The 14,446-nt window shown below is 61.0% G+C and carries 8 protein-coding genes; 7 read left to right on the top strand and 1 reads right to left on the bottom strand.

Annotated elements, in window-relative coordinates; all coding sequences use genetic code 11:
- Window positions 1-37 precede the first annotated feature (37 nt).
- From ACP0KA_RS12820 to ACP0KA_RS12795, 6 genes are all read left to right on the top strand, one after another.
- Window positions 38-1,228 (top strand): MFS transporter, encoded by a 1,191-nt coding sequence (locus ACP0KA_RS12820; protein WP_424629153.1) that lies wholly within the window; start codon window positions 38-40, stop codon window positions 1,226-1,228.
- Window positions 1,229-1,454: 226 nt separating this feature from the next.
- Entirely contained in the window at window positions 1,455-3,602 is a 2,148-nt protein-coding gene (locus ACP0KA_RS12815) for a methyl-accepting chemotaxis protein (RefSeq protein ID WP_424629152.1), read from the top strand.
- 167 nt (window positions 3,603-3,769) lie between these two features.
- On the top strand, window positions 3,770-4,837 hold the full coding sequence (gene bioB, locus ACP0KA_RS12810; protein ID WP_424629151.1) for a biotin synthase BioB: 1,068 nt from the start codon (window positions 3,770-3,772) through the stop codon (window positions 4,835-4,837).
- A 134-nt stretch (window positions 4,838-4,971) separates the two neighbouring features.
- Window positions 4,972-6,036: an MBL fold metallo-hydrolase gene (locus ACP0KA_RS12805; protein WP_424629150.1), complete on the top strand. Its 1,065-nt coding sequence runs from the start codon at window positions 4,972-4,974 to the stop codon at window positions 6,034-6,036.
- A gap of 321 nt (window positions 6,037-6,357) precedes the next feature.
- A complete protein-coding gene (hemA, locus tag ACP0KA_RS12800) occupies window positions 6,358-7,584 on the top strand; it encodes a 5-aminolevulinate synthase (protein WP_424629149.1) in 1,227 nt (408 codons plus the stop codon).
- A gap of 230 nt (window positions 7,585-7,814) precedes the next feature.
- Entirely contained in the window at window positions 7,815-11,318 is a 3,504-nt protein-coding gene (locus tag ACP0KA_RS12795; RefSeq protein WP_424629148.1) for a NahK/ErcS family hybrid sensor histidine kinase/response regulator, read from the top strand.
- Window positions 11,319-11,656: 338 nt separating this feature from the next.
- Here ACP0KA_RS12795 and ACP0KA_RS12790 read toward each other — a convergent pair whose 3' ends face one another.
- A complete protein-coding gene (locus ACP0KA_RS12790; RefSeq protein ID WP_424629147.1) occupies window positions 11,657-12,325 on the bottom strand; it encodes a response regulator in 669 nt (222 codons plus the stop codon).
- Window positions 12,326-12,804: 479 nt separating this feature from the next.
- Here ACP0KA_RS12790 and ACP0KA_RS12785 point away from each other — a divergent pair, with 479 nt between their 5' ends.
- Complete coding sequence (locus ACP0KA_RS12785) at window positions 12,805-14,427, top strand: MFS transporter (protein ID WP_424631583.1); 1,623 nt, start codon at window positions 12,805-12,807, stop codon at window positions 14,425-14,427.
- Window positions 14,428-14,446: the final 19 nt, after the last annotated feature.

The raw sequence follows: 14,446 nt of genomic DNA, 5'->3' as shown, positions 1-14,446 counted from the left end.
CCTCAATGCCGAAGCTGCCCAAAGGAAACGCCCGCCGATGAACCGCCCCCAGACCGTGATCAATTACGTCAACATCGCGCATTTCATCGACCACTACGCGATGCTGATCTTCGCGGCGGCGGTGATCGTGATGGGTCCGGTGTTCGGGATGCCCTACGGCGACCTTTTGCCCTATGCCACGCCCGGCTTCATCGCGTTCGGCGCGGGGTCGCTGGCCACCGGCTGGCTCGGTGACCGCTGGAGCCGCCGGCACATGATGGTGATCTTCTTTCTCGGCATCGGCGTGAGCATGATCGCGGTCGGTCTGGTGCAAACGCCGCTGCAGCTTGGAATCGCCCTGTTCGTGGTCGGCCTGTTCGCCGCGATCTACCATCCGGTCGGCACCGCCATGATGGTGTCCTACTCGGACAAGAATCTCGGCCGCGAAGTCGGTATCAACGGGGTGTGGGGCAATCTCGGGGTTGCCTCGTCGGCCCTCGTCACAGGCGCGGCGGCGCAGCTTCTGGGATGGCGTTGGGCTTTTATCTTGCCCGGGCTGATGACCATCATCGTCGGGTTGGCGTTCATGCATGCGGTCCACCACGAAGTCCGCACCGGACACAAGACCGCAGGCGTCACGGCTCGCGTTTCGAGAAACGCGATGTGGCGCGTCGTCGCCGCGCTGATGGTGACGGTGATCGCGAGCTCGACCACGTTCAACGCGATCACGGTCGCATTGCCGAAGCTGTTCGCCGAACGCCTGACGGATATCACCACCAGCCCGGCGACACTGGGTGTGATCACGGCTTGCGTCTACGTGTTCGGCGCATTGACCCAATATACGATTGGCGGCCTGATCGACCGCTTCTCGCTAAGAGCCGTATTCTTTCCACTTTCGATCGCGCTGACACCGTTGCTGTACCTCGCCGCGGAGTCCCAGAATGTTGCGCTGATCGTGATCACGATCGGAATCGTGATGGCGATGTTCGGTCAGGTGACCGTCAACGATGCCATGGTCGGCAAGTACACGGCCGACCAATGGCGCGCGCGGGCCTATTCGGTGCGTTACTTCGTGGGCTTCACCGCGGCAGGTGCTTCAGTGGGGCTGGTGGCGTGGCTTCACGAGCACGGCGGGTTTGCCCTGACGCTGCGCGTGTTCTCGGCCTTGTGCCTGCTTATGATTCTGGGCGCCGCTCTGTTTCCGCCCGAACAGCGTGCCTCCGCCCCTGCGCCCCAGCCTGCTGAGTAACGATCGTCTCAGCAACATCTGAAGGTGGCGTCTCAGCGCTGCCTAATTTCGCAGTGCGGATTTCGACGACGTCTCGAACGTCTTCCGCACCGCGAGACTCGGCGGAAAGTAGTTCAACAGCGCGTTTAAGCGCCTTCCGGATCCTGTTTTCCGAAATTTATTAACCCGCCCCCGCGATACTGCTGCCCGCTTGTTCTTTTGTGATTTGAGTTGGCTCGGGGGCACCATGACTTTGCGACTTCCCTTTGGAAAATTATTTCACCGGCTCCGCATGCCGCGTCTCAAAATGGGCATACGGGGAAATCTCTTCCTCGCCTTCGCCGTGATCGCGGCCATGGCGCTCGTGATCAGCGCCAGTGCCAGCCTGCTCCTGCGTCAGCTCGGCGGAGTCGTATCCAACCTCAACGAACGCGACATTCCCCGGCTCTCGGCCAGCCTGCAGCTTTCCGCGCAGAGCGCGACACTCGCAACGCAGGCGCAATCGCTGTTGTCGTCGACCAACGAAAGCACCCTGAACGAACGCGCCGCACAGATGAAACAGACCCAGCAGGGCGCTGCGGACAAGCTGGCAGAGATTGCGAAACTCGGCGCGGACAAATCGGTCGTCGATGCGCTGATCGAGACCAGCAAGAATATCGGCGACACCGTCACCAGCATCGGCTCGGCCGCCAAGGAACGCCTTGAAGCCTCTGCGGCCCGTGAGGCGCAATCCGCAGGCTTGCGCAAGGCACAAGCGGATTTCCTTGCGGCGGCAAGCGTTGCGACACTCGACGCCCAGACCCAGATGAACGCCGTGCTCGGTTCGGCTGCGTTCTCGCCCAGCGATGCGATGGAAGCCTCGCGTGCGAACGACCTGCTCGGCAGCATCATCACTGATGCGAATTTGATGACGGCCGACATGACGGCCGCCCTCTCCGCAACCAGCAGCGATGCGCTCAACCCGTTTCAAGATTCGTTCAAGGCGCGAAAGGAAGGCCTTGCCGGCAAGCTGAAGGACCTGAAGGAGCTCAACACCGGTGGCGCGATCAGAGAGCCATTGAACAAGCTTCTGGCGCTTGCGGAGGGAAAGAACGGCGTCTTCAAGGTCCGTCAGAAGGAGCTCGATGCCGCGGAATATGGCCAGCTCATCGTGGATGAAACCCGCAAGCTGAACCGCGGCCTTGACATCAGCATCAAGCAACTCGTCAGCGATGTGCAGACGCAGACACAAGCTGCTGCCGGTGTCGCACAAAGCAAGATCTCGTTGGCGACCACAGTGATGCTGGTGCTCGGCGGCCTCACGCTCGTCGGCTCGTTCCTGTTCGTATGGCTTTATGTCGGACGCAACATCCTGAAGCGTATCGCCAACCTGCAGAACGTCATGCAGCGGTTGTCAGACGGCGACCTCGATGCGGAAGTGGCGCGCGGCAAGCAGCAGGACGAGATCGCCGTGATGGCGCGCTCGCTCGAAGTGTTCCGCGAAAGCATGATCCAGTCGCGCGCGTTGAGCAGCGAGCAGGACCAGGATCGCGTCGTCAAGGCCGAACGTGCGTCACGCATCGAAGCGCAGATCGCAAGCTTCGAGGACAAAGTCCGTGTTGCTCTTGAAGGCCTGATGGCATCGGCGAACTCGATGCAGGTGACCGCTGAAAGCATGTCGGCCACCGCGGACCGCTCCAGCGCGCTGGTGAGCGCCGTGGCATCAGCCGCCGAGGAAACATCGGTCAACGTCCAGACCGTATCGTCGGGCACCGAGGAGCTGTCATCTTCGATCCAGGAAATTGGCCGTCAGGTGACGACGTCGACCGAGATCGCCAACAACGCGGTCAGCGAGGCCAGCCAAACCGATACGACCATGCAGGGCCTTGCCGACAATGCGAACCGCATCAGCAGCGTCGTCGACCTCATTCAGGAGATCGCCTCGCAAACCAATCTGCTTGCGCTGAACGCGACCATCGAAGCTGCGCGGGCGGGCGAAGCAGGCCGCGGGTTTGCGGTCGTGGCGTCGGAAGTGAAGAATCTCGCCGAGCAGACCGCCAAGGCCACCGACGAGATCCGCACGCAGATCAGCAGCATGCAGAGCGTGACGACGTCCGCCGTCGGTGCGATCCGCAGCATCGGCTCAACCATCGGTCAGATCAACGACGTCACCACAGCGATCGCCGCGGCGGTCGAACAGCAGGGCGCCGCGACCCGCGAAATCGCCCGCAATATTCAGCATGCGGCGGGCGGAACCAGCGAGGTATCGAGCAACATCGTGGGCGTCAGCCAGGCGTCCATCGAAGCGGGTGCCGCGGCAAGCGAGGTCTTGAACGCGTCCGGCGAGCTGCGCCGCGAAGCCGATACATTACGTTCGGAAATCGATACGTTCCTGCTCAATATCCGGGCCGCTTGATGATCTGAGCCGTGCAGCCATGTCCACGGACATGGCTGCGTTCCACCCGATTCCGCCCTCGGATTGACTCTTCTTAGGGCTCGTGATCCCTGCTAATTCAGATAGGCAAGGCCTCGCGCGGGACGTGTTTCCACGCGACGATAAACGTAAGTGCAAAGGATCAGCGCATGAGCACATCGCCGGTTTCAATCAATGGCGGCAAGGATTCATCCATTACGCCACGGCACGATTGGACGCGCGCGGAAGCGCAGGCGCTGTATGACCTGCCATTTGCGGACCTGATCTTCCAGGCTCAAAGCATTCATCGCCGCAATTTCGATCCGAACCACGTCGAAACCGCGAGCCTGCTCAGCATCAAGACCGGCGGTTGTCCCGAGGACTGCGGCTACTGCTCGCAGAGCGCCAAGTACGACACCGGCTTGAAAGCAACCAAGCTGATGGAGAAGGACGACGTGCTGGCCACCGCGCAGCGCGCGAAGGATGCCGGGGCGAGCCGCTTCTGCATGGCCGCCGCCTGGCGCAATCCAAAAGACAAGGATCTCGACAAGGTCGCCGAGATGATTACTGCCGTGAAGGATCTCGGCATGGAGACCTGCGTGACGCTGGGCATGCTGACGCCACCCCAGGCGAAGCGGCTGCACGATGCCGGGCTCGATTTCTACAACCACAACGTCGATACCTCGCCGGAGTTCTACGGCAACATCATCACCACGCGCACGATGCAGGACCGCATCGATACGCTGGCCAACGCGCGCGACGCCGGGCTGAAAGTCTGCTGCGGCGGCATCATCGGCATGGGCGAACAGGTCGATGACCGGCTCGGCATGCTGGCGCTGCTCGCCAACCTGCCGGAGCATCCGGAGAGCGTTCCGATCAATATGTGGAACGAGGTCAAGGGCGTGCCCGTCGCCGAGACCGCCGAGCGCCCCGACCCGATCGCATTGGCACGCATGATTGCGGTTGCCCGCATCATGATGCCGAAGAGCGTGGTTCGCCTGTCGGCGGGCCGTCAGTACATGACCGATGAATTGCAGGCCTTGTGCTTTGTCGCTGGCGCGAATTCGATCTTCATCGGCGACGTGCTGCTGACCACCAAGAATCCGCAGACGGTACGCGATGCGAATCTGCTGGACCGGCTCGGCATCAAATCGCAGCTCGATCACGCGAAAGAAACGGTTCCGGCGGGAGCTGCCTCGCCCGCAAAAGTGGCGGCCAACGGCGCCACCGCGGCGTAGGTCGTTTTAAACGCGAAAGACAAGCAGGCGCATGGCGGCCATGCCGCCGCCCACCGCTCAGCATCACTTTTCGGCTAGTGTCCCGGTTCTGACATTCGTATCAGGTTAGCCGAAACATTTGCGATTGCGAGACGATGCACACAAAGACCACCACACCTGCCGCTGCGGCCGACGGACTGCGCTATCCTTTTGAGACGCCGCCGCAGCCAGATGAAGTGATCGAGGTTGCACCCGGCCTGGTCTGGGTGCGGCTGGCGCTACCGTTTCGCCTCAACCATGTGAATGTCTATCTGATCGCCGACGGCGACGGCTGGACCATGGTGGACACCGGCATTGGCAATGAAGCCACCATCGCGGCATGGACAGTGCTGTTTGAGGGTCCGCTCAAGTCTTTCAATGTGACGCGGCTGATCGTCACCCACGCTCACCCGGATCACGTCGGGCTTGCGGGGTGGATCGTTGAGCGGTTTGGGTGCTCGCTCCATATGTCGCAGGTGGAGTACCTGCAGAGCGCCTACCATCAGCATCGCGGCTCCGAAGAGCGCAAGCTGGCGCAGCGGCTGTTCTTCCGCCGTCACGGGATGGATGAGGACATCACCGATCAGTTGCTCGGTCGCGGGCAAGAATATCTCAAGCGGGTCTCGATCCTTCCGGCGTCCTATCACCGCCTGTCGAAGGGCGATGACATCGCGATCGGATCAAGGACCTTCAGGGTGCTCACTGGAGGCGGACATGCGCTCGATCAGGTGATGCTCTATTGCGAGGCCGACAATATTTTCCTGTCGGCCGATCAGGTCCTGAGCAAGATTTCCCCCAACGTCAGCGTCTGGGCCGTCGAGCCCGATGCCAACTCCCTTGGCGAATATCTCGCGTCTCTCGCAGCCCTCGAGCGCGAGCTGCCCGACGATGTGCTGGTGCTACCCGGTCATGGCGTTCCCTTCTACGGGGTCAAAACACGGATCAGGCAGCTCGCCGACCATCATGAGGAGCGCTGCCAGCTGATCGCCAAGGCCTGCGCGGAGACGCCCAAGACCTCCGCGGAGCTGGTGCCGGTGGTGTTCCACAAGCACGTGCTGGATGCCCACCAGACCGGCTTCGCCGCCGGCGAACTGATCGCCCACGTCAACTACATGCTGGTGCAAGACCGGCTAACGTCGGAATTGGGCGCGGACGGTGTGCTGCGCTTCCGGGCTGCCTGAACGGCCCGCTTTGGGCCCCAAGGTTGGACAAAGTGACATAGCCGCCCGGCGAAATCCGCCTCGACATTAAACCTGGAAAAGCTCTAAAAAGACCCCGCGGCAGCCTGCGCTAGTGCCGCGAATTTGAAGTTCTTCCGAGTGAACCCGCAAGCTCAATGAAGAACTTCAAATTCAAAAGCGGCACTAGAATCATGGACTTGCCAGTGTCCCTTTGATTTCGAAGTTCGCATCCGGGCAAGCCGCGAGCTTGCGCGAACTTCGAAATCGGGACACTGGGTGCCCAGACCGTCTTTTTTTGAGTTCCCATCCAGGAAGTTTGTGATGGATTACAATAAGTTCTTCGGTGACGCCCTCGATAAGCTCCATAACGAAAGGCGCTATCGTGTCTTCGCCGATCTCGAGCGTATTGCTGGCCGTTTCCCCCATGCCGTCTGGCACTCCCCCAAGGGCGAACGCAACGTCGCGATCTGGTGCTCGAACGACTATCTCGGCATGGGTCAGCACCCGAAGGTGGTGGGCGCCATGGTCGAGACCGCGACCCGCGTCGGCACCGGCGCCGGCGGCACCCGCAACATCGCAGGCACCAACCATTCGCTGATCAAGCTTGAGGAAGAGCTGGCTGATCTGCACGGCAAGGAAGCGGCCCTGGTTTTCACCTCGGGATACGTCTCCAACCAGACCGGCATCGCGACGATCGCGAAGCTGATCCCGAACTGCCTGATCCTGTCTGATGCGCTGAACCACAACTCGATGATCGAGGGCATCCGCCAGTCGGGCATTCCCTACACCATCTTCCGCCACAACGACGTCGCCCACCTCGAAGAACTGTTGATCGCCAATGCCGGCCGCCCGACCCTGATCGTCTGCGAGAGCCTCTACTCGATGGACGGCGACGTGGCGCCGCTCGCGAAATTCTGCGATCTCGCCGAACGCTACGGCGCGATGACCTATGTGGACGAAGTCCATGCGGTGGGCATGTACGGCCCTCGTGGCGGCGGCATTGCCGAGCGCGATGGCGTCATGCATCGCATCGATGTGCTGGAAGGCACTCTCGCCAAGGCCTTTGGCTGCCTCGGCGGCTATATCACCGGCAGCTCGAAGCTGGTGGACGCTGTGCGCTCCTATGCGCCCGGTTTCATTTTCACCACCGCGCTGCCGCCTGCCGTTTGCGCGGCCGCGACTGCGGCCATCAAGCATCTGAAGACGTCAACGTGGGAACGCGAGCGGCACCAGGATCGCGCTGCGCGCGTGAAGGCGATCCTCAACGCTGCCGGCCTGCCGGTGATGTCGAGCGACACGCACATCGTGCCGCTGTTCGTCGGCGACCCCGAGCGCTGCAAGCAGGCTTGCGATATCCTGCTCGAAGAGCACAGCATCTATATCCAGCCGATCAACTACCCGACCGTGCCGAAGGGCGCGGAACGGCTGCGGATCACGCCGTCGCCCTACCACGATGACGCGCTGATCGACGATCTGGCCGAAGCGCTGGTGCAGGTCTGGGAACGGCTTGGCCTGCCGCTGCACGCCAAGCCCATGGCTGCTGAATAACGGCGCTGAGTAAGCGCAGCGATCAGCGTTCCACTGGTTAATGAGCCCACATGGCGCCGGACGAATAAGCCCGGCGCGCAGTTGGATTGCTGGCCACTGCGGCCCAAACCGGCATGCATGCACTCCTTATTCGGGCTCGGGTAGCCTGACAAACGCCAAAATCAGTGCGTCCGGCACGCCGGCCGGGTAAAGTCTCCGGAACGGGCTAAGAGCCCATAAGGAGCAATTCGATGCTGCATGACTGGGGCGTGATCGCAGCCGCATTCGGCTACATCGGCTTCCTGTTTGTCGTTGCCAGCTACGGCGAGCGGCTGACGCAGTTCCAGCGCGGCCGTCTCGGCACGTTCATCTATCCGCTGTCGCTTGCGATCTACTGCACGTCGTGGACGTTCTTCGGCTCGGTTGGCTCCGCGACCCGGACCAGCGTCGAATTCCTGGCGATCTATGTCGGACCGATCCTGATGCTGGCGTTCTGCACGCCGCTGCTGATGCGCGTCATTCATCTCGCGAAATCCCAGAACATCACGTCAATCGCCGACTTCATTGCCGCGCGATATGGCAAGAGCCAGACCGTTGCCGCCACCGCTGCAGCCATCGCCATCATCGGCTCGGTACCCTACATCGCGCTGCAGCTGAAAGCGGTCGCGTCATCACTGGAGACCATCCTCAACCAGGATCAGGACGTCTCCAGCATTCCCTATATCGGCGACATTGCCCTGATCGTGACCATCACCCTCGCCGTGTTCGCGGTGTTGTTCGGGACGCGCCAGTCCGATGCCACCGAACACCAACACGGCCTGATGCTGGCTGTCGCAACCGAATCCATGGTCAAGCTGGTGGCCTTCCTCGCCGCAGGCGCCTTCGTCACTTTCTACATGTTCGGGCCGACCGAACTGATCGAACGCGCCATGAAGACGCCGGAGGCGGCGCGCGCGATCCATGCCGCGCCGTCGATCGGCAACTTCATCGCGATGACGCTGTTGTCGTTCCTCGCGATCATGCTCCTGCCGCGGCAGTTTCATGTCAGCGTGGTCGAGAATTCGTCCGATGCCGAGGTCCGCCGCGCGCGCTGGCTTTTCCCGCTGTATCTGGTCGCCATCAATCTGTTCGTGATTCCGATTGCGCTGGCGGGCCTCATTACCTTCCCGTTCGGCGCCGTCGACAGCGATATGTACGTGCTCGCATTGCCGATCTCAGCGGGAGCAACGTTCCTCAGCGTCGCGGTCTTTGTCGGCGGATTGTCCGCCGCGACAGCCATGGTGATCGTGGAATGCGTCGCGCTGGCCATCATGGTGTCGAACGACATCGTGATGCCGCTCGTGTTGCGGCCGGCGTCCCAGGGCGGCAAACCGAATTTAGGCGGCTTTCTTCTGACCGTCCGCCGCGTCGCGATTTTCGCCATCATGGCGATGGCCTACCTTTATTATCATGCGCTCGGCAATGCGCAGCTCGCCGCCATCGGACTGTTGTCATTCGCAGCCATTGCACAGCTCGCCCCGGCATTTCTCGGAGGCTTGTTCTGGCGCCGCGCCACCGCGCAAGGCGCGATCGGCGGCATGCTGGTGGGCTTCGCAGTGTGGGCTTACACGCTGTTCCTGCCGAGCTTTGCCGACGTCGACCCGCTCGGAACGCTCTGGCTCAATGAAGGATTATTCGGGATCGCAGCCTTGCGGCCTCAGAACCTGCTCGGCATGGACATCCCGCCGCTGATCCACGGCGTGCTGTGGAGTCTCTCGCTCAATGTTCTGACGTATGTCGTGATGTCGCTGTTGCGGCAGCCGACGTCGATTGAACGCGTGCAGGCGGATGTGTTCGTCCCCAACGAGCTCGCGCCGATCGCACCGAGCTTCATGCGTTGGCGAACGACCGTCACGGTGCAGGATCTTCTCAGCACGGTAGCACAATATCTCGGCCCGGAGCGCGCGCAGCTCTCATTCGAAACCTTCGCCACGCGGCACCGCATCAGTCTTGAACGCACCGCACCGGCCGATTTTCAGTTGTTGCGTCACGCCGAACACCTGATTGCCTCGTCGATCGGCGCCGCATCGTCTCGCCTCGTGCTGTCGCTCCTGCTACGCAAGCGCGCTGTGTCCGCAAAGGCCGCGCTGAAACTGCTCGACGATGCTCACGCAGCCCTGCACTTCAACCGCGAGATGTTGCAGACGGCGCTCAATCACGTGCGTCAAGGCATTGCGGTCTTCAATCCCGAACTGCAGCTCATCACATCGAACCGGCAATTCGGCGAAATTCTCGACCTTCCCGCTCAATATACCCAGATCGGGATCCCACTGATAGAGATCCTTGAATTCATCGGAAGCAACGGAAGCATAGATGACGGCGCGGATCGCGTCGCGCTCGAACGGCGGATCACCGCCTACACGACGGAGGGAGAGCCCTATCTCGAACGCCTGACAGACCGCAACATGGTGGTCGAGGTACGCGCTAACCGGATGCCGGGCGGCGCCCTCGTCATCACGTTCTCCGACGTCACGCCAAGTTTCGAGGCTGCGGAAGCGCTGGAACGCGCCAATGCGACGCTTGAGCGACGTGTCCGGGAACGCACCGAAGAACTGACCCGCCTTAATACCGAGTTGGCGCTGGCCAAAAGCACTGCGGAAGAAGCCAATATTTCCAAGACTCGTTTTCTTGCCGCGGCCAGTCACGACATCCTGCAGCCGCTGAATGCTGCCAGACTGTATGTCACCAGCCTGGTTGAGCGGCAGGACGGCGGCGAAGACGCACGGCTTGTCGGCAACATCGATGATTCCCTCGAAGCCATTGAGGAAATCCTCGGCGCCCTGCTCGACATTTCGCGCCTGGATTCCGGTGCGATGACGCCTTCGATCACCAGCTTCAAGATCGGTGATCTGATGCGCTCACTCGAGGTCGAATTTTCTCCGATGGCGCGCGCCCGGAAACTCAAGCTGACATTCGTGCCCTGCTCACTCGCCGTCTCGTCCGACCGCGTGATGCTACGCCGGCTGCTGCAGAACCTGATCTCGAACGCCATCAAATACACGCCCAAAGGACGGGTGCTGGTTGGCTGCCGGCGCAAGGGAACGTCGCTGCAGATTGGAATTTACGACACCGGCCTCGGCATTCCGATCTTGAAGCGCGGCGAGATCTTCAAGGAGTTTCACCGCCTCGACCAGGGAGCCCGCATCGCACGCGGGCTTGGGCTCGGCCTCTCGATTGTGGAACGGCTCGCCCGCGTGCTCAATCATGGCATCGCGGTCGATTCGACCCACAGCGGCGGCTCACGGTTCTCGGTCATGCTGCCGATTGCGCAAACCGTGACGTTTACGGCCGCGCTTTCCGGAACCAGCGTTTCGACCCAAACGCCCATGAGCGGCACGCTGATTGTCTGTATCGAGAACGACCGCGCCATTCTCGATGGCATGCGGACCTTGCTGACGGGCTGGGATGCCAAGGTTATCGCGGCCGTCGATCCGGCCTCCGCGGCGGACGCGATCGCAGCCTCGGGGCAGCGTGTGACCGGATTGCTGGTCGACTACCATCTCGACCGCGGCAACGGCATTGCCGCGATCCGCGACATCCGCCAGAAGTTCGGTCAATCCATCCCGGCGATTCTGATCACGGCCGACCGCAGTCCGCATGTGCGCGACGCCGCGCGCGAAGACAGCATTGTTGTGCTCAACAAACCGCTCAAGCCGGCTGCCTTGCGCGCGTTGCTCGCCCAGTGGCGCACGCAGCAGATGGTGGCGGCTGAATGACGCGTTTTCTTAGGTAGTGGAGCGGATTTGACGTTCGCACCCCTGCTTGCCGCGAATTCGTGATGCGAACGTCAAATCCCAAAGCTCCACTAGAATCTTATATTTGCTAGTGGTCTTTCGATTCTAACGTTCGCGAAAGTGCCTGCCGAAATGGGATGCGAACGTTAGAATCGGACCACTAGTACCGCCGATTTGAAGTCCCTGTATCACTTGCGGCGACCTCGTCCAGGGACTTCAAATCGATAGCGGTACTAGAATCATAGTTTGCTAGTACCCTTTGCTTTCCGAAGTTCGCAAAGCGGGTGCCGCGACGTATTACGAACTTCGGAAAGCGGGTACTAGGACTCGCCCTGACGCCATTGCCCGCCGGCAATTTTCGCAGCGGCGATCACGGCCTGGGTCCGGCTCTCGACGCCCAGCTTTTGCAGAATGGCCGACACATGCGCCTTGATCGTCGCTTCCGAGACACCGAGCTCGTAAGCAATCTGCTTGTTGAGCAATCCTTCAGACAGCATCATCAGCACCCGCACCTGTTGCGGGGTCAATGTCACCAGCCGGTCGCGCAGTTTGGTCATGTCGGGGTCGGCGGCAGCCGAAATATCCACGTCAGCCGGAATCCACACATCGCCGTTCATGACCTTGCCGATGGCATCGCGCAACGTCTCGACACCGAATCGCTTCGGGATAAATCCCGATGCGCCGAAATCCATCGAACGGCGAATGGTTGCCGCGTCATCGCTGGCGGAGACGATCACCACAGGAATCGCGGGAAACTGCGCCCGCAGGTAAATCAGCCCTGAAAAGCCGCTGATTCCCGGCATGGACAGGTCAAGCAGGATCAGGTCGACGTCGGCCTCGCGTTCCAGCAACGCGGTCAACTCCTCGAACGAGCCTGCCTCGTTGATCTTTGCAGAAGCCACGACGGTCGCGACGGCTTGTCGCAGCGCGTCTCGGAAGAGCGGATGATCGTCGGCGATGACGAGATGGGTGCTGGAAACTGCGTTCATTTATCCCGCGCAAGAACGTGACTAGTGTGGCGGTTCTGAAGTCCGCATCGTTCGTGCGGCGAGCCTGGAATGCGGACTTCAGAACCAAAGCCACACTAGAACAATAACTTACTAGAGTCCTTCGCTTCCAAAGTTCGCGAACGAACGAGCGGCGGAATGATGCGAACTTTGGAAGCGGGACTCTAGATCGCCTGAGTGGCCTGTTGGATCGAGCAAATCAAGTGTTCACCGACCTTTCCACTATGGCAAGTCGAGAAGCTCTGCGAGTGCGCATTGTGCGCCGCACCTCTTGATCGGCAATCGGTTCATACGTCCAAAAGTCGTATATGGCGACATTTCACGCCGATGTTACCGTATTTGCAAACGTCTCGCGCATTGAAGCCGGCAAAAGACCGACGCGCGGGCGTGGATTTTCGGGAAACAATCGGGGAGCATTGATAATGGCAACGCTTACGACGACCTCGTCCAAAGCGACCGGCATGACCAAGGACGAACGTTTCGTCATCATCGCGTCATCGCTCGGCACCGTATTTGAATGGTACGATTTCTATCTTTACGGATCTCTGGCGGCGATCATCGGCGCGCAATTCTTCAGCGCCTATCCGCCAGGAACGCGCGATATCTTCGCCCTGCTGGCCTTCGCGGCCGGCTTCCTCGTCCGCCCATTCGGCGCGATCGTGTTCGGCCGGGTCGGCGACATCGTCGGCCGCAAATACACCTTCCTGGTCACGATCCTCATCATGGGTCTGTCGACGTTCATCGTCGGCTTGCTCCCGAACGCGGCCACCATCGGCATCGCGGCGCCGATCATCCTGATCGCACTCCGCCTGCTGCAGGGCCTGGCGCTCGGCGGTGAGTACGGCGGTGCGGCCACCTACGTCGCGGAACACGCCCCGATGGGCAAGCGCGGGTACTACACGTCGTTCATCCAGACCACCGCAACGCTTGGCCTATTCCTCTCGCTGCTCGTCATTCTCTTCACACGCACAATCCTCGGCGAAGCAGATTTTACTGCCTGGGGCTGGCGCATCCCGTTCCTGATCTCCGTGGTGCTGCTCGGCATCTCGGTCTGGATTCGTTTGCGCCTGAATGAGTCACCGGTATTCCAGCGCATGAAGGACGAGGGCAAGGCTTCGAAAGCACCGCTGACCGAAGCCTTCGCCAACTGGAGCAACGCCAAGATCGTGCTGATCGCACTGCTCGGCGGCGTGATGGGTCAGGGCGTGGTCTGGTACACGGGCCAGTTCTACGCACTGTTCTTCCTGCAATCGATCCTCAAGGTCGACGGCTACACCTCCAACCTCTTGGTCGCGTGGTCGCTGCTGCTCGGCACCGGGTTCTTCATCGTGTTCGGCGCGTTGTCGGACAAGATTGGCCGCAAGCCGATCATCCTTGCCGGCTGCCTCATCGCCGCCCTCACCTTCTTCCCAATCTTCCGCATGATCACGACCAACGCCAACCCGGCACTGGAAAAGGCGATTGAGACGGCAAAGGTCGAGGTGTTCGCCGATCTGAAGGGATGCGGTGACTTATTCAACCCGGTGGGCACGCGTGTCTTTACCGCACCTTGCGATACCGCCCGCGCCTTCCTGGCTCAGTCGTCGGTCAAATACGCGACCGTGCCCGGGCCGGCGGGCTCGGGGGTGAAGGTGGTGGTGAACGGTAAGGAAGTGCCTTACACCGATGCCAAGACGTCGAACCCGCTCGTTGCAGCAGCGGTGGCAGAAGCCGGCTATCCGAAGGCCGGCAATGCAGGCATCGTCAAGATGGCGCATCCGTTTGACATCTTCAGGCCTCAGGTAGCGGCCGTCATCGGGTTGCTGTTCATCCTGGTGCTTTTCGTCACCATGGTTTACGGCCCGATCGCCGCGATGCTGGTCGAACTGTTCCCAACCCGCATTCGCTACACCTCGATGTCGTTGCCCTATCACATCGGTAACGGCTGGTTCGGCGGGCTCCTGCCGGCGACCGCATTCGCCATCGTGGCCTCGACAGGCGATATCTACGCGGGTCTTTGGTATCCAGTGATCTTCGCGCTTATCACCGTGGTGATCGGCTTCTTCTTCCTGCCGGAAACCAAGGACGTCGACATCACGAAGTAAAAGATAAAACACAATCACC

The sequence above is a fragment of the Bradyrhizobium sp. SYSU BS000235 genome, from assembly GCF_049747295.1.
Classification (GTDB): domain Bacteria; phylum Pseudomonadota; class Alphaproteobacteria; order Rhizobiales; family Xanthobacteraceae; genus Afipia.
The sequence above is the reverse complement of the archived record's forward strand: the minus strand, read 5'-3'. Positions and strand labels throughout refer to the sequence as shown.